A 21,548-nucleotide genomic window follows, 5' to 3' on the forward strand; every position below is an offset into this window, starting at 1 on the left:
CGTAGCGCCCGACGACGGAACGCCCGCGTCAGGCCTCGCCGCGCGTCCCGTCCACCGCGGCGGCACTGCCACCGATGGTGACGACCTCGGCGTCGAGCGGACTGCCGGACCCGTCGCGCTTGGACAGCCAGTCCGGCAGCGTCCGAGCGGCGCCGTCCGAGCCGACCGCGTGCGGGGGCGCGACGCCCGCCCACGCGACCGTGAGCCCGTCCTCGCCCTTCAGGAAGGCGTGTGCCCGGACACCCTGGGTGCCGCGGCCCTTCGCCGGGAACTCGGTCAGCGCCGAGACCTTGGCACGACCGGCGTCGGTGCCCGGCAGGGCGCTCGAGGTGGTCGAGACGGTGGCGACGACGGTGTCCTCGGTGACGGCGACGGAGCCGAACCAGATGACGCTGGCGCCACCGGCGAGCGACACGCCCGCGACGCCACCGGCGGGGAGCCCCTGCGGACGGACCGCGCCGGCCGGGAACCGGAGCAGCTGGGCGTTCGAGGTGACGAAGACCAGGTCGTCGGACTCCGGTGCCTGGGCGGCGCCGACGACGTGGTCGCCGGGCTTCAGTCCGATGGCGGGGAAGTCCGGCTTGTCCGGCCAGGCAGCCGGGACGACGCGCTTGACGACGCCCTGGGCGGTGCCGATGGCGACGGAGTCCGCGACGGCGGCGTCGAGGGACACGAGGGCGACGACGGTCTCGCTCTTCGGCACACCCAGGTACTCGGTCACGCGGACTCCGGCGTCGAGTCGCACCGACGCGGGCGGCACGGCGGGGACGTCGACGGGGGAGAACCGCACGACACGCCCGGTCGAGGTCAGCGCACCGACCTGTCCGCGGACGGTGCTGACGACGGTGGAACGGACGGCGTCGTGCTTCGAGCGCTTCGGCACGTGCACGATGCCGGACTCGGCCGCCGGGATGTCGACGCGGACCAGGCGCCCGGTCGTCGAGAGCAGCACCCGGCAAGGAGCGTCGGCGACCTGCAGCGACTCCGGGTCGACCGTGGCCTTCCGACCACCACGGACCGGGGCGTCGGCCTCGGTCAGGAGCGTGCGGCGGGGCGTGGCGAACTTGTCGGACACCTCGGTGAGCTCGGTCGCGACCTGGGCTCGGAGCCGGTCGTCCGACGCCAGCAGTTCCTCGAGCGCGGCGATGTCGGCGAGCAGCTGGTCGCGTTCGCCCTCGAGCTCCATGCGCGAGAACTTCGTCAGGCGGCGCAGGCGGAGTTCGAGGATGTACTCGGCCTGCACCTCGGACAGGTCGAACACGTCCCGCAGTCGGCTCCGCGCGGCCTCGGAGTCGTCCGAGGTGCGGATGACCTGGATGACCTCGTCGATGTCGAGGATCGCGATGAGCAGCCCCTCGACCAGGTGCAGGCGCTCACGGCGTCGGGCGAGCCGGTACTGGGAGCGCCGCGTGACGACCGACAGGCGGTGCTTGACGTAGACGTCGAGCAGGTCGCGGAGCCCGAGGGTGCGCGGCGAGCCGTCGACCAGTGCGACGTTGTTGATGCCGAAGTTCTCCTCGAGCGGCGTGTGCTTGTACAGCTGCTCGAGCACGGCCGTCGGGTTGAAGCCGGACTTGATGCCGATGACGAGCCGGAGGCCGTGGTTGCGGTCCGTCAGGTCGTTGACGTCCGAGATGCCGACCAGCTTCTTCGACTGCACCCCGTCCTTGATCTTCTCGATGACCCGCTCGGGGCCGACCAGGTAGGGCAACTCGGTGACGACCAGCCCGGTCTTCCGGGGGGTGAGGTTCTCGACCGAGACCTTCGCCCGGGTGCGGAACGTGCCGCGGCCGGTGGCGTAGGCGTCACGCACGCCGGAGAGCCCGACGATCGTGCCGCCGGAGGGCAGGTCGGGCCCGGGGACGAACTCCATCAGCTCGTCGAGCGTGGCTTGCGGGTGCATCAGCAGGTGCTTCGCGGCCTCGACGACCTCGCCCAGGTTGTGCGGCGCCATGTTCGTCGCCATGCCGACCGCGATGCCCGACGCGCCGTTGACGAGCAGGTTCGGGAACGCCGCCGGCAGCACGCTCGGCTGCATGATCTGGTTGTCGTAGTTCGGGACGAAGTCGACGACGTCCTCGCCCAGGCCCTCGGTCATCGCCATCGACGGTTCGGCCAGGCGGGCCTCGGTGTACCGGGCGGCAGCGGGGCCGTCGTCGAGCGAGCCGAAGTTGCCGTGGCCGTCGATGAGCGGCACGCGCATGGTGAACGGCTGCGCGAGTCGGACGAGTGCGTCGTAGATGGCGCCGTCACCGTGCGGGTGCAGCTTGCCCATCACCTCGCCGGTGACGCGGGCGCTCTTCACGTGACCGCGGTCCGGCCGCAGGCCCATCTCCGCCATCTGGTAGAGGATGCGGCGCTGCACCGGCTTCAGGCCGTCGCGGGCGTCGGGCAGTGCGCGGGAGTAGATGACCGAGTACGCGTACTCCAGGAACGACCCCTGCATCTCCTCCGAGACGTCGACGTCCTCGATGCGCTCACCGTCGGGCAGCCCGACGACGTCCGTGCGTGCCATGACACCTCTCTGCCGACCCAGCTCGATCTGGAAGACTCTGGGGGTGGGAACAAGCGTACCGACGGCCCCCGACGCCGCCGTGAACCTCGCCGACGTGCTGCCGAGTTGCCTGGTCGCGCTGGGCGCCGCCGACGACGCCTGGTTGCGGGACACCGGACGGGAGGCCCGGATCACCCTCCGCCCCGCCCGTTCCGCGATCGTCGTCCTGGTCGACGGCCTCGGTGCGAACGCCCTCGCGGCACGCGCCGGCCACGCCCGGTTCCTGACCACGACGAAGAAGCGCCTGCGCAGCGGCTTCCCGACCACGACCGCCGCGGCACTGACCACGCTGACGACCGGCCGGCAGCCCGGCGAGCACGGCGTCGTCGGCTACAGCGGCTGGAACCCGGAGGAGTCCCGCGTGATGAACCTGCTCAGCGGGTGGGACACCGAGGTGCCCGCCGGGTGGCTGCGCTCCGAGACGGTGTTCACCGCGGCGTCCGGGCTCGGCGTCGACCCGGTCGTCGTGGCACCGAGCCGCTACCGGTCCTCGGGCATGACGGCGAACGTCCTCGGCGGTGCGCGCTTCGTGGCCGCTGACACGATCCCGGCCCGGATCGACGCCGCGCTCGACGCCACCGGCAGCGGACGGCAGCTCGTCTACCTCTACATCCCCGAACTCGACTCGATCGGGCACAAGCACGGCTGGCAGTCCGACCGGTGGACCGCGGCACTCGAGCTCGTCGACGCCGAGCTCTCCCGTCTGGACGCCCGGGTGGACCCGGACGTCGGGGTGCTCGTCACGGCGGACCACGGCGTGCTCGACGTGCCGCCGCACAGCAACGTCGCGATGGACCCCGCCCTGCTGGTGGACGTCGTCGGTGTGGCCGGGGACCCGCGCTGCCGGCAGCTGACCGTCGCACCGGGTACGGACGTGCCGGCCCTGGTGGACGCGTTCCGGGCGTCCCTGGGCAAGCGTGCGGTGGTGGCCAGCCGGGACGAGGCCGTGGCCGCCGGGTGGTTCGGCCCGGTCGACGACGCCGTCCTGCCGCGCATCGGCGACGTGCTGCTCGTCGCGAAGGGGTCGTGGGCGTTCAACGACGACCGCGAGGTCCGCGACGGCACCGAGCCTGGCCGGATGATCGGTCAGCACGGGGCGATGAGCGACGACGAACTGCTCGTGCCCTTGCGCCTCGCGGGCGCGTTCGCCCAGTAGGACCCGCCGGTCCTGCGCCGGCCCCGACCGCATCGGGCCCGGGGACTCGGCCCCGAGACGGACAGGAGGCCCGCCCCACGGACGTGGGACGGGCCTCCTGTCAGAGTCGGTCGGGTCAGACGGTGTCGTCGTCCGGACGGGTGCCGAAGACGATCTCGTCCCAGCTGGGCATCGCCCGGCGGTTGCGCTTGCGGCGGTCCGAGCGGCTGTCGCCGTCCGGGACGGCGGTGGGCCGGGCCTCCGGCTGCGGGGCGGTGTCCGAGTCGTCGACGGGGGACACGGGCAGGTCGACGAGTCCGACCGAGGTGCCGCGCGGGGCGTCCTGCTGGTCGGGGAAGGACGCGGCCTCGCGCTCACCGCGGCGGCGACGGAGCGCCTCGAGCAGGTCCGCGGTCTCGTTGCCGGGCGCGCGCTCCTCGACGTACGAGGTACCGATGCGGGGGAGCGGCGGACGCAGCGAGGTGCGCTCGACCGCCTCGGGGGCAGCCGGTTCCTCGGCGGCGGGCTCCTCGACGTGGAAGGCGCCGGAGTCGAACCGGGTGCCGTCCTCGTCCTGACGCTCGTACTCGACGGCGCGGAGACGCGGGGCGATGCCCTCGTCCTCGGTGTGGGACAGGCGGTGCGCGTCACCGTTGTCCGGCACGAGCGTGGCGGTCTTCGGGTCGAAGCGCCACTGGGCGTCGTGCTCGACCTCGGCCGCGGTGTAGCGGACCTGCACCTGCCAGCCGTTCTCGACGTGCTTCCAGCTCGACCACGCGATGTCGGTGGCGTCGCCGGACTCGAGGCGGGCCGTGATGGCCGCGCCGAAGGTGTCGGGGGAGGCGTCGTCGACCGGGGTCACACTGACCCGACGGGCGGCGTCGAGGACGAACGCGCGCTCGGCGAGCACCGGGCCCTCGAAGCGGCGGACGTAGTCGACCTCGACCCCCAGGACGGCGGCGACGTCGGCGGCGTCGGAACCGCTGCGGATGCGTGCCTGCACGTCCTTCGGCGAGACGCGCTTCTGCGGCCCGGAGTCGGGGTTCGCCTGCCGGACCTGGCCCGGGAGCGACGCGGTGACGGGCAGCCGGAACTCGGTCCCGCCGTCGGTCGCCAGGAGGAGTGACCCGGATTCGACTCCGATGACTCTCACGTCTTGCATGGGTTCCGCCCTCCGCTGCCTGCGTACGGTCGTGCCTCGTACCCGAGGAGTATGCAGGCCGCTGCAGCACTTTCGGCGCAGGCACCCGGCGTGCCGCGCGTCTCGTCCCCGGCATCGGGAATGGTCGGGATGCGCGCCGGGTTGCACGGCCAGAACGCACCGCTCGAGTACTCGGTTTGCACTCGGACGGGCCGTGGTGCAAACTGTCGCCGCCGAATCCGGCGACGACCTCTCGATACGAGAAATGGATGGGCATGGCCACCGATTACGACGCCCCTCGGAAGACCGACGACAACTCTGACTCGGAGTCGATCGAGGCCCTCAAGGAGCGCGTCCCCGACAAGATGTCGGGAGTCGTCGACGACGATTCTGACAACCCGGGCAGCTTCGAGCTCGCGGGCCAGGACCTCAGCGACGTCGACCTCGACGTCGTCGTCCTGCCCCCGCAGGTCGACGAGTTCACCTGTGTGGAGTGCTTCCTGGTGAAGCACCGCTCGCAGCTCGACCACGAGACGAAGCTCGGCCCGGTCTGCATGGAGTGCGCTGCACTCTGAGACACCGACCGAACGCCGGAACGGCCCGCATCCTGCTGGATGCGGGCCGTTCCGCATGTGCGGGGTGCGCGGTCAGGCCGGTCCGGTGCCGTTCGTCTGCGTGGCGCCGCTCGTCAGGGCCCGGGTGACGGCCTCCGGGTCGCGGACGCTCACCAGCCAGTACGGCGTCGGGTCGGCGGCGTCCCGGACCTCCACCTTGACGACCCCGTGCACGTAGCCGCGGAACAGGGTCCAGGCGCGCGCGTCCAGCTCCGGTCCGCGCTGGCTCGTCGCCGCAGCACCGTCGAACCCGGCGACCTCGCCGACGACCGAGCGGGGCAGGTGGGCCCGTCCGGCACGGAACTCGGTGTCCGTCACCTCGATGACGGGTGCGAGTGCCCACAGGAGCAGGAGCACGCCGAGCTCCATGCCGATGGCCACGGCGACCCCGGCGGTCGCGCTGATGGGCAGGAAGACGAGGAGGCTCGCGGGGATGACGAGCGCCGTCGCCAGGTACAGGGCGGGCGGGGCCCACAGTCGTTCGCGGTACACGGTCACCCCTCCATTCGACCACGAGCCGCTGCGTGCTCGGAGCAGGTCACGGATCGGTCACGGTCTGCACTACCCTCGTCTCGTGACCGAAGCAGTCGACGTCCTCTGGACCGGCAACGCCGCCCCCGTGTTCGCCAAGCCCGGCGACGCCGGGGCCGACCTGGTGTCCGCCGAGTCCTTCGTGCTCGCGCCCGGGGAGCGCCGCCTGGTCGGCACCGGGCTCGCGATCGCCCTGCCGGACCAGCACGTCGGGTTCGTCGTGCCCCGCAGCGGGCTCGCGGCCAAGCACGGCATCACGATCGTGAACGCGCCCGGCACCATCGACTCGGGCTACCGCGGCGAGGTCAAGGTCGCGCTGCTCAACACGGACGCCACCGAGCCGTACGCGGTCCAGGTCGGGGACCGGATCGCGCAGCTCATCGTCCTGCCGGTGCCCCGCGTGACGTTCACGCAGGTCACCGAACTGCCGGAGAGCGTCCGCGGACAGGGCGGGTTCGGGTCGTCGGGCTACGGTGACCGCACCGGTCACCAGGGATCCGCCGACGTCGTCGACGCCGAGCAGGACACCGAACGGAACGGCGGAGCGGGAACGCCCGTCGACATGCACGAGCAGGGTCTGGAAGGGACGCGGTCATGAGGATCGGACGACGCAAGCGCGACGAGGTCGAGGTCGCCGAGGCTGTGGTGGACGACGTCGAGGTCGCCGGGCCCTCGGCCGAGATCGAACTCGCCGACGACGCCGACGCGGGCTTCGACGAGGTGCTGGCCACCGAGTCGACCGACAAGTCGGCGCCGCTGGACCGCAGTGACAACGGCCCCCTCGACGAGACCGAGGCGAACCTGGTCCGCCCGTACGTCGACCTGGGTGGCGTGAAGATCCTGCCGCGCGAGGGCCTGCACCTCCGCCTCGAGGTGGAAGAGGACTCGCAGCGCGTGGTCGCCGTCGGGCTCGACTTCGACGACTCGACCCTGCAGGTGCAGCCCTTCGCCGCACCGCGGTCGACCGGGCTCTGGCACGAGATCCGCGCGCAGATCGCGGAGCAGATCCAGCAGCAGGGCGGGGTCGTGACCGAGGTCGACGGCCCGTTCGGCCCCGAACTCCGCGCCCAGGTGCCCGTCGTCGGTGGCGAGGGTGTCACCGACGGCGTCCGTGCGGCCCGGTTCGTCGGCGTCGACGGCCCGCGCTGGTTCCTCCGTGGCGTGATCGCCGGCAAGGCCGCCGACCAGCCCGACGACTCCGCCGACATCGAGGAACTGTTCCGCAGCGTCGTCGTCGTGCGCGGCACGACGCCGATGCCGCCGCGCGACCTCATCCCGCTGCACATGCCGAAGTCGGCGCAGTCGACCATCTGACGCGGCTGCGGCCGACCCCACGAACCAGCCTGGAGGCCCGGTGACGGACCACGACGACCGCTCCCGTCCCGATGCGGTCACCCCGGACCCCTTCGCCGAGGAGCGCGCCGAACCGCTGTCGCTGCAGGCCCAGCTGCGCGACGCGGTGCGGAACGCGGGCATCGGGCAGGTCGCCCCGGGGGAGGCCCCCTCCGGCAAGGCGCTGCTGACGGCCGTCGGGGGTGTCCGCGGGCTCGCCGAGTCGGTGCTGCCGGGCTTCGCGTTCCTGATCGTCTACGCGATCACGAAGGAGGTCGTGCCGAGCGTCGTCGTCCCGGTCGTGATCGGGCTCGTCTTCGTGGTGCTCCGCCTGCTCCAGCGCCAGTCGATCATGATGTCCTTCGCCGGCATCTTCGGCGTCGCGATCTCGGCGGGCCTCGCCCTGCTGACCGGTCGCGCCGAGAGCAACTTCATCCCCGGCATCGTCATCAACGCGGTGTTCCTGGCGGTCATCCTCGTCACGCTGGCGATGCGTCGGCCGCTGATCGGCCTGATCGTCGGGCTGCTCGTGCCGGGGGACGACGACGGGCACGACTGGCGGGACGACCCGGCCAAGCGACGGGTGCTCACCGTCGCGACGTGGATGTGGGCCGGGCTCTTCGCCTTCCGCCTGGCCTTCGAGATCCCGCTCTGGTTGGCAGCGCAGGTCGAACTGCTCGCCGGCATCAAGCTCATCACCGGCGTCCCGCTCTACGCAGCCCTGCTCTGGGTGACGTGGCTGCTCGTCCGGACCGTCTTCGTCAAGGACGAACCCGCCGCGGTGTAGAGTTGTCTCGACGTCAAGACACTTTCATCCGGGCACGACGGAGTCCCCGGGTTTAGGTTCACCTTGCTGGTGGGACGTCCCGCGGCCCGCGAGGATGAGGGCACACCGATCAACAGGGAGGCGGCACAGTGGCTGCAGTCAACAGCTTCGGCTCGAAGGACACACTCTCGGTCGGGGGTGTCGACTACGCCATCCACCGGATCGACGCCGTGCCCGGGCACGAGAAGCTCCCGTACAGCCTCAAGGTGCTGCTCGAGAACCTCCTACGCACCGAGGACGGCAAGAACGTCACCGAGGGCCAGATCCGCGCGCTCGGCTCGTGGAAGCCCGAGGCCGACCCGGACACCGAGATCCAGTTCTCCCCGGCCCGCGTGGTCATGCAGGACTTCACCGGTGTCCCGTGCATCGTCGACCTCGCCACCATGCGTGAAGCGATGGCGGAGATCGGCGGCGACCCGAACAAGATCAACCCGCTGTCCCCGGCCGAGATGGTCATCGACCACTCGGTCATCGCGGACCTCTTCGGCAGCTCCGACGCCCTCCAGCGCAACACCGACCTGGAGTACGAGCGGAACGGGGAGCGCTACCAGTTCCTCCGCTGGGGCCAGACGGCGTTCGAGGACTTCAAGGTCGTCCCGCCGGGCACCGGCATCGTCCACCAGGTCAACATCGAGTACCTGGCGAAGGTCACCTACACGCGTGACTTCGACGGCGAGACCTACGCCTACCCGGACACCCTGGTCGGCACCGACTCGCACACCACGATGGTCAACGGCCTCGGTGTGCTGGGCTGGGGCGTCGGCGGCATCGAGGCCGAAGCGGCGATGCTCGGCCAGCCGGTGTCGATGCTCATCCCGAAGGTCGTCGGCTTCAAGCTCTCGGGTGAGATCCCCGCCGGCGTGACCGCGACCGACGTGGTGCTCACCATCACCGAGCAGCTCCGCAAGCACGGCGTGGTCGGCAAGTTCGTCGAGTTCTACGGCGAGGGCGTCGGCGCGGTGCCGCTCGCGAACCGCGCGACCATCGGCAACATGAGCCCCGAGTTCGGCTCGACGGCCGCGATCTTCCCGGTCGACGACGTCACGCTCGACTACCTGCGCCTGACCGGTCGCGACGAGGCACAGATCGCCCTGGTCGAGGCCTACTCGAAGACGCAGGGCCTCTGGCACGACCCGTCGGTCGAGCCGGCCTACTCGGAGTACCTCGAGCTGGACCTCTCCACCGTCGTCCCCTCGATCTCCGGCCCGAAGCGTCCGCAGGACCGCATCGTCCTGTCGCACGCGAAGGACCAGTTCGAGGTCGACCTCGCCAACTACGCGAGCATCGACCACACCGAAGAGGACAAGGCCGTCGCGGACACGTTCCCCGCCTCCGACCCGGTGGCCGCGGTCCCCGGCGACGAGCACGCGGTCGACGACCTGCAGGACGCACCGGCGTCCGAGGTCCCGGCCCACGCCTCCAGTGCGCCCGGCACCGTGTCCAAGCCGACCTCGGTCGCCATCGCCGACGGTGACCCGTTCACCATCGACCACGGCGCCGTGGCGATCGCGGCGATCACGTCCTGCACGAACACGTCGAACCCGTCCGTGATGATGGCCGCCGGCATCCTCGCCCGCAACGCGGCGAAGAAGGGCCTGAAGGCCAAGCCGTGGGTGAAGACCACCCTGGCCCCCGGGTCGAAGGTCGTCACCGACTACTACGAGAAGGCCGGACTCACGACCTACCTCGAGGACCTCGGCTTCTACACGGTCGGCTACGGCTGCACCACCTGCATCGGCAACTCCGGCCCGCTGCCGGACGAGATCTCGCAGGCCGTGCAGGACAACGACCTCGCCGTCACCGCGGTGCTCTCCGGCAACCGCAACTTCGAGGGCCGCATCAACCCCGACGTGAAGATGAACTACCTGGCCTCGCCGCCGCTGGTCATCGCGTACGCGCTCGCCGGCTCGATGCACTTCGACTTCGACACCGACTCGCTCGGCACCGACACCGACGGCAACGCGGTGTACCTCAAGGACATCTGGCCCGACACGGCCGAGGTCCAGCAGGTCATCGACGCCTCGATCGACACCGAGATGTTCACCCACGAGTACGGCTCCGTGTTCGAGGGCGACGACCGGTGGAAGAACCTGCCGACCCCGACCGGTGACACGTTCGAGTGGGACAGCGAGTCCACCTACGTGCGGAAGCCCCCGTACTTCGATGGCATGACCATGCAGCCGGACGCGGTCTCGGACATCTCGGGTGCCCGCGTGCTCGCGAAGCTCGGCGACTCGGTCACCACCGACCACATCTCGCCGGCCGGTTCGATCAAGGCGGACAGCCCGGCGGGCAAGTACCTCGCCGACCACGGTGTCGACCGCAAGGACTTCAACTCCTACGGCTCGCGTCGCGGCAACCACGAGGTCATGATCCGTGGCACGTTCGCGAACATCCGTCTGCGCAACCAGCTGCTCGACGGGGTCGAGGGCGGCTACACCCGCGACTTCACCACGCCCGACGGTGCCCAGTCGTTCATCTACGACGCGTCCGAGCACTACCAGGCGCAGGGCACCCCGCTCGTCGTCCTGGGTGGCAAGGAGTACGGCTCCGGTTCCTCCCGTGACTGGGCGGCGAAGGGCACGAGCCTGCTGGGCGTCAAGGCCGTCATCACCGAGAGCTTCGAGCGGATCCACCGGTCGAACCTCATCGGCATGGGCGTCGTCCCGCTACAGTTCCCGGAGGGCGAGTCGATCGAGTCCCTCGGGCTCGACGGCACCGAGTCGATCTCGATCTCGGGTCTGACCGCGCTGAACGACGGCACCACGCCGAAGACCGTGCACGTCACGGCCGAGCCGACCGAGCACTCGCCGGCCGGCAAGCAGCCGATCGAGTTCGACGCGGTCGTCCGCATCGACACCCCGGGTGAGGCCGACTACTACCGGAACGGCGGCATCCTGCAGTACGTCCTCCGCTCCCTCGTCTGACCCCTCGCAACACGCAACCTGGGCGGCTCCACGCAGCGGTACTCCGTTGCGAGGAGCCGCCCTGGTTGCGTTCCGCGGAGGACGGGAGGCGCGTGGCGGGCCGTCACCGCGCCTCCAGTCCGTGTGCCGGTCGCGCGCATAGAGTGGGCCGTCAGCCGTACGAAAGGAGCGCCCGTGAGCCTGCTCGCCAGCATCACGTCCCCGCGCGACCTGAAGCGTCTCTCCGACGCGCAGATGACCGAACTCGCCGCCGAAATCCGCGCCTTCCTGGTCGCCGAGGTCGCCAAGACCGGCGGCCACCTCGGGCCGAACCTCGGCGTCGTCGAGCTGACCCTCGCCATGCACCGGGTCTTCGAGTCGCCGCACGACCCCTTCGTCTTCGACACCGGCCACCAGTCGTACGTGCACAAGCTCGTCACCGGGCGCCAGGACTTCTCGCACCTGCGTGAGCGCGGCGGCATCGCCGGCTACCCGCAGCGCAGCGAGTCGGAGCACGACATCGTCGAGTCCTCGCACGCGTCCTCGTCGCTGTCGTGGGCGGACGGCATCTCCCGCGCCTTCCAGCAGACCGGGCAGTCCGACCGCACGGTCGTCGCGGTGGTCGGTGACGGTGCCCTCACCGGTGGCATGACATGGGAGGCGCTCAACAACATCTCGGACCAGAACGACCGCCGCCTGGTGATCGTGGTCAACGACAACGGCCGCTCGTACGCGCCGACGATCGGTGGGATGGCCCGGTTCCTCAGCTCGGTCCGCACCCGCCGCGAGTACCGCACGCTGTACGAGAAGAGCCGCGCCGCAGCCGACCACTTCGGCGCGCCCGGGCGTGCGGTGTACCGCGGCCTCCGTGGCGGACTGCACGGGTTCCTGTCGCGCTTCACGAACAACGAGGCGCTGTACTCGAACCTCGACATCAAGTACATCGGCCCCGTCGACGGGCACGACCAGCAGGCGATGGAGGCGGCGCTCCGGCAGGCGAAGGGCTACGGCTCGCCCGTCATCGTGCACGTGATCACCGAGAAGGGGCACGGCTTCGAGCCCGCGCTCCGCGACCAGGCGGACCAGTTCCACGCCGTCGGGCACATCGACCCGGAGACCGGCGAGTCGCTCGACAAGGCCTCGGGGCCGTCGTGGACCTCCGTCTTCGCCGCCACCCTGGCCGACGTCGGTCACGAGGACCCGCGCATCATGGCGATCACCGCGGCGATGCTCCGCCCCACCGGGCTGCACCTGTTCCAGCAGGCCCACCCCGACCGGGTGATCGACGTCGGCATCGCCGAGCAGCACGCGGTCACCACGGCCGCAGGTCTGGCGTACGGGGGACTGCACCCCGTCGTGGCCCTCTACGCCACCTTCCTCAACCGGGCGTTCGACCAGGTGCTCATGGACGTCGCCCTGCACCGCGCCGGGGTGACGTTCGTCCTCGACCGGGCCGGCATCACCGGCCCGGACGGTCCCTCCCACCACGGCATGTGGGACCTGGCGCTGCTCCAGGTGGTCCCGGGCATCCGGATCGCGGCGCCGCGCGACGCCGTCACCCTGCGCGAGGAGTTCCGGGAGGCTGTGGCCGTCGACGACGCGCCCACGGTCCTCCGGTGGTCCAAGGGCCAGGTCGGACCGGACATCCCCGCGGTGTCCCGGACGGCGGACGGGGTGGACGTCCTGCACGCCTCCGACGCGTCGGAGGACGTGTTGATCGTGGCCGTCGGGTCGATGGTGCCGACGGCGCTCGAGGCCGCTGGACTGCTCGAGGCGCAGGGCATCGGTGTCACCGTCGTCGACCCGCGGTGGGTCGTGCCGATCCCGGCGTCGCTCATCGACCTGTCGCGCGACCACCGGCTCGTCATCACGATCGAGGACGGCGTCCGCGTCGGCGGCGTCGGGACCCGGTTGCGGCAGGACCTCCGCGCTGCCGGGGTCGACACGGGTGTGAACGAGCTCGGGCTGCCGGACGAGTTCATCGCCCATGCGAGCCGCAGTCAGATCCTCGCCGATGCCGGGCTGACGGCGCAGGCGATCGCCCGCGACGTCATCGACCAGGTCGTCGGGACGAAGGTGCCCCAGGCGAAGCCGGCGCGGTCGCGGGAGTCCGCGGAGCGCTGACGCTGACGCTGGCGCGGGCCGCGCGGCCGCGGTGCGGGGGCGCCGTGCCCGGCGCGCTTCGGCGTCGCACAACAGGAACCGCCCCGAACCATGGGATCCCGTGGTTCGGGGCGGTTCCTGTTGTGCGGAGCCTGCCGGCGCCAGGCACTGGGCAGCAGCCACCCGGCCGCCGGGTCAGCGGGAGGCGGGCCCGACGATCGGCGGCTCGTGGAACGTGCCACCGAAGACCCGCTCGGACGCCCCGCTGCGGTCGAGGTACGGGCTGATGCCGCCGGCCTGGAACGGGTAACCCGCGCCCAGGATCAGCCCGAGGTCGATCTCCTCGACGTGCTGGACGACCCCGTCCTCGAGCATGCGGTGCACCTCGTCGGCCAGGGCGTCCTCGAACCGGCGCTGCATCTCGGCAGCGTCGACCGGGTGAGCGTCCTTCTTCGACGGCGCGACGAGCTTCACGGCGGCGGAGTCGTACCCGGTCGCGTTGCCCTTCTTGTCGCGGGTCAGGATCGTCCCGTGCTTAGCGATCCGCTTCAGGCCGTCGCCCGGGTAGAAGCGCTCCGGCCACGCCGCGTAGTGCGAGTCGAGCACGTGCGCGCCGACCGGCAGGCCGACGAGCTCGAGCAGCTCGAACGGCGACATCGGCAGGCCCAGGGGAGCGGCGCCCTCGGCGACGGTCTCGAACGAGGTGCCCTCCTCGACGCCGCGCATGGCCTCGCCGAGGACGCGTGCGAGCACCCGGTTGACGACGAAGCCCGGCTGGTCGGCCGTGACGATCGCCGTCTTCTTCAGGGTCTTCGCGACCGAGAGCGCGGTGGCGACGGCCTCGTCGGACGTCCGGGAAGCGCGGACGACCTCGAGCAGCGGCATCACCGCGACGGGGTTGAAGAAGTGGAACCCGACCAGACGCTCCGGGTTCTGCAGCACCGACGCCATCTCGTCCACCGACAGCGACGAGGTGTTCGTGGCGAGGATCGCGTCCGGTGCGATGACCTGCTCGATCTTCCGGAACACCTCCTGCTTGACGCCCATCTCCTCGAAGACGGCCTCGATCACCCAGTCGGCGTCCGCGAAGGCGTCGTACGACACCGAACCGCTGACGAGTGCGGTGATGCGGTTCGCGTCGTCCTGCGAGACCCGGCCCTTGGCGAGCATCTCGTCCACGGACTGGCGGATCCGGGCGACACCGGCGTCGACGCGCTCCTGCGAGACGTCGGTGATGACGACGGGGACCCCGAGTCGGCGGGCGAAGAGCAGTGCGAACTGCGAGGCCATCAGCCCGGCGCCGAGGACGCCGACCTTCGTGACCTTCTTCGCGTCGACGCCCTCGGGAGCGCCGACCGGGCGCTTTGCCCGCTTCTGCACCAGGTCGAACGCGTACATCGACGCGGCGAACTGGTCCCCGGCGAGCAGGTCGGCGAGGGCGTCGTCCTCCCCGGCGAAGCGCTCCTCGAGCGACCCGGACTTGGCGGCGGCGACGAGGTCGAGCGCGCGGAACGGCGACTTCGGGACGCTGCCGATCTTCGACGTCACCTGCTGTCGGGCGACCTTGACGATGGTGCCCCAGGCGGCCTTCTCGATCATGCCGGGCTCGTTCTTGCGGACCACCTTGGTGCGACCGGACACGACGCCGTCAGCCCAGGCGACCGCGGACGGCAGGAAGGTCACCGAGGGGATGAGGGCGTCGCCGATGCCGAGGTCGACCGCGGCCTTCCCGTCCATCAGGCGGTTGTTCTTCAGCGGGTTCTCGACGATGACCCGCAGGGCCTTCTCCGGGCCGATCAGGCGGGGGAGCAGCGTCGCACCACCCCAGCCGGGGATGATGCCGAGGAAGACCTCGGGCAGCCCGATGCCCTGGGCAGCGGACGAGAACACGCGGTAGGTGCAGTGCAGCGCCACCTCGAGCCCGCCGCCGAGCGCGATGCCGTTGACGAACGCGAACGACGGGACTCCGAGCTCGCTGAACTTCCGGAGCGTGGCGTGGCCGAGCACACCGAGCTCGTGGGCGACCTCGCGGGAGGGCAGCGCTGCCGCCTGGGACAGGTCGGCGCCCGCGGCGAAGCAGTACTCCTTGCCGGTGATCGCGACGGCCTGGACGGTGCCGGCGGCTGCGGCGGCACGGAGCTCGTCGAGGACGCCGGACAGCTCCCGCATGGTGCGCGGGCCGAGCGTCGAGGGGCGCTTGTAGTCCTTGCCGTTGTCGAGCGTGATGAGCGCGAGCGTGCCACCGGAAGGCAGCGCGACGTGCTTGACGTACGAGTGGGTGACGACCTCGTCCTCGCTCAGCGCGGTCAGCTGGTCGATCGGGGTGGTGGTCATGGTCAGGCCGCCTTCCGTGCCGCGGACTTGCTGAAGTTCGGGTTCTCCCAGATGACGGTGCCGCCCTGGCCGAGCCCGATGCACATCGTCGTGATGCCGTACTTGACGTCCGGACGCTCGGCGAACTGCGCCGCGAGCTGGGTCATCAGACGCACACCGCTCGAGGCGAGCGGGTGCCCGACGGCGATCGCACCACCCCAGGCGTTGACGTTCGGCGAGTCCTGCGCGATGCCGTAGTTGTCGAGGAACGCGAGCACCTGCACCGCGAACGCCTCGTTGATCTCGAACAGGCCGATGTCGTCGATCGACAGGCCGGCCTTCAACAGGGCCTTGTCGGTCGCGGGCACCGGGCCGACGCCCATCACCTCGGGCTCGACGCCCGCGAAGGCGAACGAGACCATGCGCATCTTCGTCGGCAGCCCGTGCTCCTTCGCGCCGGCGTCCGAGGCCAGCAGACTCATCGTCGCGCCGTCGTTCAGGCCGGCGGCGTTGCCGGCGGTGACCCGTCCGTGGGACCGGAACGGCGTCTTCAACGCGGCCAGGGCCTCCAGGGTGGTGCCGGGACGCGGCGGCTCGTCGGCCGACACGATGTCCCAGCCCTGACCGGTGTTCACCTCGACCGGGATGACGTCCGGCTGCAGCTTGCCGGCGCCCCAGGCGGCGGCGTACCGCTGCTGCGACTGCACGGCGAAGGCGTCGGTGCGGTCCTTCGTGATGGCGGGGAAACGGTCGTGCAGGCGCTCGGCGGTGTTGCCCATCACGAGCGCGTCGGGGGCGACCATGCGCTCCGCGACGAAGCGCGGGTTCGGGTCGGCGTTGAAGCCCATCGGGTGACGACCCATGTGCTCGACCCCGCCGGCGATGGCGACGTCGGCGGCACCGAACGCGATCGCGCCGGCGAGGGTGGTGACGCTCGTCATCGCACCCGCGCACATGCGGTCGATGGCGTAGCCGGGGACGGACTTCGGCAGGCCGGCGAGCATCCCGACGGTGCGTCCGAGGGTCAGGCCCTGGTCGCCCTGCTGGGTGGTCGCGGCGACCGCGACGTCGTCGACGGCGGCTCCGTCGAGCGAGCTGTTCCGGTCGAGCAGCCCACGCATCGCGTGCACGGCGAGGTCGTCGGCGCGGGTCCGCCAGAACACCCCCTTCTCACCGGCGCGGCCGAACGGGGTACGGACACCGTCCACGAACACGACGTCTGATGTCTTCGGCAATGCGAGCCTCCAGATCCACAACGATCGGGCCGGAGCGACGTGTCACCCCGACCGGCCGGGCCTCGCCCGGCGACGCTCCGACGCTAGTACCCCCGGCTGGGCAGGGGCACGTCGGTTGGGCGGTTCCTACGAGCCGGTGGTCCCGGTGGCGTCGTCGGCCTGTCCGTCTGCGACAAGCGCGGCGTCGCCGGTCTGCGCGTCGGCATCCGGGTCGTCGGTCGCGCCGAGCGCGTCGGCGTCCGCCGTCGTGTCGTCCGGCCGGGAGGCCGTGGTCGCCGTGACCTCGGCCGCCGGGTCCTCAACGGAACGGTCCGCAGCCACCTCGAACGCGTGCGCGATGACCGACGCGGTCTCCTCGACCTGCCACGGCCGGGCGTCGTGCGACGCGAGGGTCGCCCCGACGGTCTCGGTCGCGACGGTCTTCGGCGGCGTCCAGGACACCAGACGCAGCGTCTCCGGCGTCAGCAGGTTCTCGACGGGCAGGTCGAGCTCGGCGGCACGCGCGGTGACGGCGGCACGGGCGGCGCGGTACCGGCGGTCGGCGGCCGGGTTGCGTTCGGCCCATGCGCGGGGCGGCGGGAGGCTCGGCTCGCTCCCGCCACGCAGGCGCGGCAGGTCCTCGGTGGTGCGACCCTCCTCGAGGGCGGCCCACCACCGGTCGAGTTCGGAGCGGCTGGCGCGGCCCGTGAAGGACTTCAGCGCTCCGAGTTCGGCACGCGAGGTCGGGGCGGCAGCGGCGGCGGCCACGATCGCCGAGTCCGGGATCGTCCGGCCGGGGGCGATGTCGGTCTCCTGCGCGTACGCGTCGCGGGCGAGCCACAGCGACCGGGCGATCGCGAGGGCCCGGGCACCGCGGAGCACGTTCATGCCCGACAGTCGGCGCCAGGGCTCGGCGCGCGGCGGCTTCGGCGCACGGGCGAGGACGGCGGCGAACTCCTCCTCCGCGATGCGTGCCTTGCCGGCTGCTTCGAGGACCGCGGCGAGCGAGTCGCGGAGGTCCGGCAGCAGTTCGACGTCGAGGGCGGCGTACACGAGCCAGGCCTGGGGCAGCGGCCTGGTCGACCAGTCCGCGGCGGAGTGCGCCTTCGCCAGGGTGATGCCGAGCAGCTGCTCGACGACCGCACCGAGGCCGACACGGGGGAAGCCGGCGATGCGCGCGCCGAGCTCAGTGTCGAAGATCCGGGTCGGGACCAGGCCGACCTCGCGGAGGCACGGCAGGTCCTGCGACGCGGCGTGGAACACCCACTCCTCGTCGACGAGCGCGGCCTGCAGGTCGGTGAAGTCGCCGATCGCGATCGGGTCGAACAGGAACGAGCCGGACCCGCGGCGGAACACCTGGATCAGGTAGGCCCGCTGCGAGTAGCGGTACCCGCTGGCGCGCTCGGCGTCGACCGCGACCGGACCGGTGCCGGCGGCCAGGCGGGCGACCGCGTCGAGGTACTCGTCGCGCTCCTCGATGACGTGGACGGCGGCGTGCGCGTCCTCGTAGGCGGGATCGGCGTCAGTCACGGGCGAGCCTCCGGGGGGCCAGGAGCGAGACACCGTCCGAGGCCGGGGGGAGTCCGGCGAGCATCGCCACGATCTCCTCCCACGCCTGCACGTGCGGCGTCAGGTCGTCGTCGAGGGGCGTCCACGACGCCCGCAGTTCCAGTTGGGCACCGTCGCCCTGTGCCGCGAGTTCGCCGTACCCGCGCGAGATGATCTTCGTCGCCGTGCCGGACGCGTTGCCGTACCGGGCACCGTGCGCGTCGAGGGCGTCGACGAGCCAGCTCCAGGTGACGTCGGCGACGAACTCGTCGACCCCGATCTCGGGCTCGAGCGGGGCCTGCGCGAAGGTGACGATGCGGTACGCGCCGCCCCACCCCTCCGGCTCGGCGGGGTCGTGCAGGGCGATGAAGCGTCCGGTGCCGAGGTCGGAGTCCACACCGTGCACCGCGCCCGACACGTCCGCCGCCAGGGCGAGCGAGAACGGGGCGATGCGACTCGGCGACGGGATCTCGGTGACCGTGGTCTCGGTGCGGGTCCTGCCGCTCGACACGAACTGGCGGAGACGCGCGAACGCCTCCGGTTCGGCGTCGGGGTCTCGGGATTCGGGCACGGATGCAGACTAGGCTCCGGACCCAGCACCGGTACGGGCGGCACGCCGTCCGCCCCGCAGTCGTGCTGCCCGCAGTCGCCCTCGTCCTGAGTCGTCCTCTTCCTGGAAGGCCCGCATGGCCCGCCGTCCCGATGCCGTCCGGTCCGTCGGCCTCCTCGCGCTGGGTGCCGGCGTCACCGCCGCTGCCGTCGGCGTCGCCGTGGTCGCCGGCTCGGTCGCCGCCGTCGCCCGGGCCGTGGTCACCCCGGACCGCAAGCGCACCGAGCGGGTGCCGATCACGGCCGTCGACCTGGAGGCGCGCACCGTCTCCCTGGGACGCAGTCCCGACACCGAGTCCCCGGGTCGGTACAGCCTGTGGTTCGGTGGCGCGACGGGGCACATGCGCATCGGCGAAGTGCTCGACACCACCGACACGACCGTCACCCGCCGGGTCATCGCCGTCGACGCCGGCGACCCCACCGTCGCCCGACGCGGCCGGTGGGGCGGCTGGTTCTACCTGACCCCGGGGGAGCTCGGGGTGCCGGTCGAGGACGTCGACGTGCAGACCCCGAACGGCCCCGCCCCCGCCTGGGTCGTCCGTGCCGAGGACCCGGCCGCGCCCTGGGCCGTCCTGGTGCACGGCCGGGGCGTGACCCGGGCCGAGACGATCCGTGCGGTACCCGTGTTCCGGGCCGCCGGCTACTCGGTCCTGCTGGCGTCGTGGCGGAACGACGGCGTCGCACCACCGAGCCCGGACGGTCGCTACGGCCTGGGGTCGACCGAGTGGCAGGACGTCGACGCCGCCCTGGACTGGGTCGCGCAGCAGGGCGCCACGAGCGTCGTGCTGATGGGCTGGTCGATGGGCGGTGCCGTCGTCCTGCAGACCCTGGTGCGCTCGGGCCTCGCCGGACTCGTCAGCGGCGTCGTCCTGGAGTCGGCGGTCGTCGACTGGCACGCGGTCCTGAAGTCGCAGAGCCGGGCGCTCCGGCTGCCCCGACCGGTGCGGAAGGTGGCGCAGTGGGTCCTCCGCACACCCGTCGTCCACCGGGTCGCCGGACTGGACCAGCCGATCGACCTGCGGGAACTCGACATGGTCGCCCGCGCCGACGAACTGCGGGTGCCGATCCTGCTGCTGCACAGCGACGACGACGGGTTCGTACCGGCATCGGCGTCGTACGCACTCGCCGCGGCCCGGCCGGACCTGGTGCAGCTCGAGGTCGCCCACGTCGCGCGGCACACCAAGCTCTGGAACCACGACGCCGAGTGGTTCGACGCGCGGATCCTGGCGTGGCTGACCGACGTGGTGCGGCCGGCGGCCGACGTGCGGTGACATGCGTGCGGTGACGTGCGCGCGGTGACGTGCGCGCGGTTCCCGACGTACGGTGACCGACGTCGGCCGGGAGGCGCGGGACGAGCTATGACGCGCCTCCCGTCCGTCGGGTGGTGACCACCCGACGTGCGCGCCGCGACCGGCCCGTCTGCAGCGCCTGCCCGCCTCAGCGGCTACCGGCTTCAGCGGTCGGGGAAGAGGTCGACGGACCGCGGGGTGGAGCGGTAGCGGAGGTGCTCGAAGTCGGGGTGCCAGTCGACGAGGCCGACCACGGCGCGGACGGCGATGTCGATGAAGTACGGCGACACGACGACGCGGCGGGGGATCGTCGTCGCCTCGATCTCGATCGCGGGTCGAGAACGCGACCCGGAGAAGTCGGTGACGTGCACGCCGTCGAGGTCCGTGCCCCAGGTGTACGCGGGCAACAGCCGGGCGGTGTCCGGGGCGACGTTGCCGACGACCTCCCACATGCCCGGCTGGAACCGCGCCGGCAGGGTCAGCCCGGCCACCACCGGCTGCGTGGCGAGCACGACGAGCGGGTCGGCGGGGCGCGGCAGGTCCTCGGGGCGCTGGAAGACCGCGACGTAGACGGCGTCGTGCAGCGTCGCGAGGACGTGCCCGAGCAGCACGCTGCCGCCGCCGTCCGGGATGAAGAAGACGTCACCGGTCTCGGCGATGAACGGCTGGCGGCTGAGTGGGACCAGCTCGTCGGCGGACGGATCGGCGCGTGCGGACGAGCGGTCTGCTGCTGCTGCTTCCGTGGCTGGCGGATGCGACGCCGTCACACCGGAGCGTCGAAGTCGTTCGACCTGTTCGTCGAGGTCACGGCCGGGTGTGCCGCGGCCGACCATGTCGATGGTGAAGACCTTCTCGGGGTCCGCCCTGGTCTCGGCCAGGAGCTGCGCGAAGAGCTGCTGTTCGCTGTCAGCCTGGTGGAACTCGGAGCCCGATGGCTGGTCCTTCTTGCGCTTGCCGAACACGTCGTCCGTTCCCCTCGTCCGATGACACCCCATCGTGGCACGACTGGTCAGTCGGACGTTGCTGGTGGGTCGACGACTGCCAGGCCACCGCCGGGCATGGCGATGATCATCCGGGGCTCCGGCCCGGCGCCGTGGTGGTTCCACGACTCGTACGACTCGTCGGGCCAGGCCTGCAGGACCGTCCCGGATGCGAAGTCGAGCCGGAGGTCGGCGCCGTCGAGTGTCGCGTTCCTGACCGTGTCGCCGTGCAGGGCCAGGACGGGTGCGAGCGATGTCGGGTCCGTCGGGTCCACGAGCCGGCGTTCCCCGTCCGGACCGGTGATCGCGAACTCGGCCTCGAACTGCATCGTCGTGCCGTTCGAGAACCCGATGGAGGTCTGGAAGGTGATGGTCAGGACGTCCACCCGGGCGCCGGTGAGATCGAGCCTGTGGTCGTCGGTCACGGAGCCTCCTCCGGGGCCGTCGTGACCC

Annotated in this window: 16 protein-coding genes and 1 pseudogene; 8 read left to right on the forward strand and 9 right to left on the reverse strand. The window is 71.6% G+C overall.

Annotation, left to right across the window (positions count from 1 at the left end; translation table 11 throughout):
- Window positions 1-28: 28 nt before the first annotated feature.
- Entirely contained in the window at window positions 29-2,515 is a 2,487-nt protein-coding gene (locus tag DEI97_RS07865) for a DNA gyrase/topoisomerase IV subunit A (protein ID WP_111073285.1), read from the reverse strand.
- Window positions 2,516-2,558: 43 nt separating this feature from the next.
- Between DEI97_RS07865 and DEI97_RS07870 the strand changes: the two genes are divergently transcribed.
- Entirely contained in the window at window positions 2,559-3,710 is a 1,152-nt protein-coding gene (locus tag DEI97_RS07870) for an alkaline phosphatase family protein (protein ID WP_181439103.1), read from the forward strand.
- Between the two features lie 115 nt (window positions 3,711-3,825).
- On the opposite strand, the gene sepH is transcribed toward DEI97_RS07870, so the two are convergent.
- Window positions 3,826-4,851 carry a septation protein SepH gene (sepH, locus tag DEI97_RS07875; protein ID WP_111073286.1) on the reverse strand — a complete coding sequence of 342 codons (1,026 nt, stop codon included), beginning with the start codon at window positions 4,849-4,851 and terminating at the stop codon, window positions 3,826-3,828.
- Window positions 4,852-5,105: 254 nt separating this feature from the next.
- Between sepH and DEI97_RS07880 the strand changes: the two genes are divergently transcribed.
- Window positions 5,106-5,405 (forward strand): DUF4193 domain-containing protein, encoded by a 300-nt coding sequence (locus DEI97_RS07880; RefSeq protein WP_110825450.1) that lies wholly within the window; start codon window positions 5,106-5,108, stop codon window positions 5,403-5,405.
- 72 nt (window positions 5,406-5,477) lie between these two features.
- On the opposite strand, the gene DEI97_RS07885 is transcribed toward DEI97_RS07880, so the two are convergent.
- On the reverse strand, window positions 5,478-5,942 hold the full coding sequence (locus DEI97_RS07885) for a DUF3093 domain-containing protein (RefSeq protein ID WP_111073682.1): 465 nt from the start codon (window positions 5,940-5,942) through the stop codon (window positions 5,478-5,480).
- Between the two features lie 76 nt (window positions 5,943-6,018).
- Between DEI97_RS07885 and dut the strand changes: the two are divergent.
- From dut to dxs, 5 genes and pseudogenes are all read left to right on the forward strand, one after another.
- Window positions 6,019-6,447 (forward strand): annotated as a pseudogene (gene dut / locus DEI97_RS07890) (dUTP diphosphatase); the annotation flags it as partial.
- Window positions 6,448-6,569: 122 nt separating this feature from the next.
- Window positions 6,570-7,289 carry a DUF3710 domain-containing protein gene (locus DEI97_RS07895; RefSeq protein ID WP_111073288.1) on the forward strand — a complete coding sequence of 240 codons (720 nt, stop codon included), beginning with the start codon at window positions 6,570-6,572 and terminating at the stop codon, window positions 7,287-7,289.
- A 40-nt stretch (window positions 7,290-7,329) separates the two neighbouring features.
- Window positions 7,330-8,094, forward strand: a complete 765-nt coding sequence (locus DEI97_RS07900) for a DUF3159 domain-containing protein (protein ID WP_111073289.1) — start codon at window positions 7,330-7,332, stop codon at window positions 8,092-8,094.
- Between the two features lie 128 nt (window positions 8,095-8,222).
- Window positions 8,223-11,060, forward strand: a complete 2,838-nt coding sequence (locus DEI97_RS07905; protein ID WP_111073290.1) for an aconitate hydratase — start codon at window positions 8,223-8,225, stop codon at window positions 11,058-11,060.
- Between the two features lie 174 nt (window positions 11,061-11,234).
- Window positions 11,235-13,163, forward strand: coding sequence for a 1-deoxy-D-xylulose-5-phosphate synthase (dxs, locus tag DEI97_RS07910; RefSeq protein ID WP_111073291.1), 1,929 nt, complete (start codon window positions 11,235-11,237; stop codon window positions 13,161-13,163).
- Window positions 13,164-13,337: 174 nt separating this feature from the next.
- Here dxs and DEI97_RS07915 read toward each other — a convergent pair whose 3' ends face one another.
- From DEI97_RS07915 to DEI97_RS07930, 4 genes are all read right to left on the reverse strand, one after another.
- Window positions 13,338-15,476: a 3-hydroxyacyl-CoA dehydrogenase NAD-binding domain-containing protein gene (locus tag DEI97_RS07915; protein ID WP_111073292.1), complete on the reverse strand. Its 2,139-nt coding sequence runs from the start codon at window positions 15,474-15,476 to the stop codon at window positions 13,338-13,340.
- Window positions 15,477-15,478: 2 nt separating this feature from the next.
- Entirely contained in the window at window positions 15,479-16,690 is a 1,212-nt protein-coding gene (locus tag DEI97_RS07920) for a thiolase family protein (RefSeq protein ID WP_111073293.1), read from the reverse strand.
- Between the two features lie 126 nt (window positions 16,691-16,816).
- Entirely contained in the window at window positions 16,817-18,199 is a 1,383-nt protein-coding gene (locus DEI97_RS07925; protein WP_111073294.1) for an HRDC domain-containing protein, read from the reverse strand.
- Window positions 18,192-18,788, reverse strand: coding sequence for a DUF3000 domain-containing protein (locus tag DEI97_RS07930; protein ID WP_111073295.1), 597 nt, complete (start codon window positions 18,786-18,788; stop codon window positions 18,192-18,194). The genes DEI97_RS07925 and DEI97_RS07930 overlap by 8 nt, the downstream gene beginning before the upstream one ends.
- 115 nt (window positions 18,789-18,903) lie before the next feature.
- On the opposite strand from DEI97_RS07930, the gene DEI97_RS07935 reads away from it, so the two are divergent.
- Window positions 18,904-20,097: an alpha/beta hydrolase family protein gene (locus DEI97_RS07935; RefSeq protein ID WP_111073296.1), complete on the forward strand. Its 1,194-nt coding sequence runs from the start codon at window positions 18,904-18,906 to the stop codon at window positions 20,095-20,097.
- A 182-nt stretch (window positions 20,098-20,279) separates the two neighbouring features.
- Here DEI97_RS07935 and DEI97_RS07940 read toward each other — a convergent pair whose 3' ends face one another.
- Window positions 20,280-21,077, reverse strand: a complete 798-nt coding sequence (locus tag DEI97_RS07940) for a hypothetical protein (RefSeq protein ID WP_111073297.1) — start codon at window positions 21,075-21,077, stop codon at window positions 20,280-20,282.
- 47 nt (window positions 21,078-21,124) lie between these two features.
- Window positions 21,125-21,520, reverse strand: a complete 396-nt coding sequence (locus DEI97_RS07945) for a DUF6188 family protein (RefSeq protein ID WP_111073298.1) — start codon at window positions 21,518-21,520, stop codon at window positions 21,125-21,127.
- Window positions 21,521-21,548 lie beyond the last annotated feature (28 nt).

The sequence above is a fragment of the Curtobacterium sp. MCLR17_032 genome, assembly GCF_003234795.2.
Lineage (GTDB): Bacteria > Actinomycetota > Actinomycetes > Actinomycetales > Microbacteriaceae > Curtobacterium.

Bases quoted from the DNA above. Each gene is read 5' to 3' on its own strand.
- DEI97_RS07915 (WP_111073292.1), bottom strand. From the start codon at position 15,476: ATGACCACCACCCCGATCGACCAGCTGACCGCGCTGAGCGAGGACGAG.
- DEI97_RS07935 (WP_111073296.1), top strand. From the start codon at position 18,904: ATGGCCCGCCGTCCCGATGCCGTCCGGTCCGTCGGCCTCCTCGCGCTG.
- sepH (WP_111073286.1), bottom strand. From the start codon at position 4,851: ATGCAAGACGTGAGAGTCATCGGAGTCGAATCCGGGTCACTCCTCCTG.
- DEI97_RS07865 (WP_111073285.1), bottom strand. From the start codon at position 2,515: ATGGCACGCACGGACGTCGTCGGGCTGCCCGACGGTGAGCGCATCGAG.
- DEI97_RS07895 (WP_111073288.1), top strand. From the start codon at position 6,570: ATGAGGATCGGACGACGCAAGCGCGACGAGGTCGAGGTCGCCGAGGCT.
- DEI97_RS07880 (WP_110825450.1), top strand. From the start codon at position 5,106: ATGGCCACCGATTACGACGCCCCTCGGAAGACCGACGACAACTCTGAC.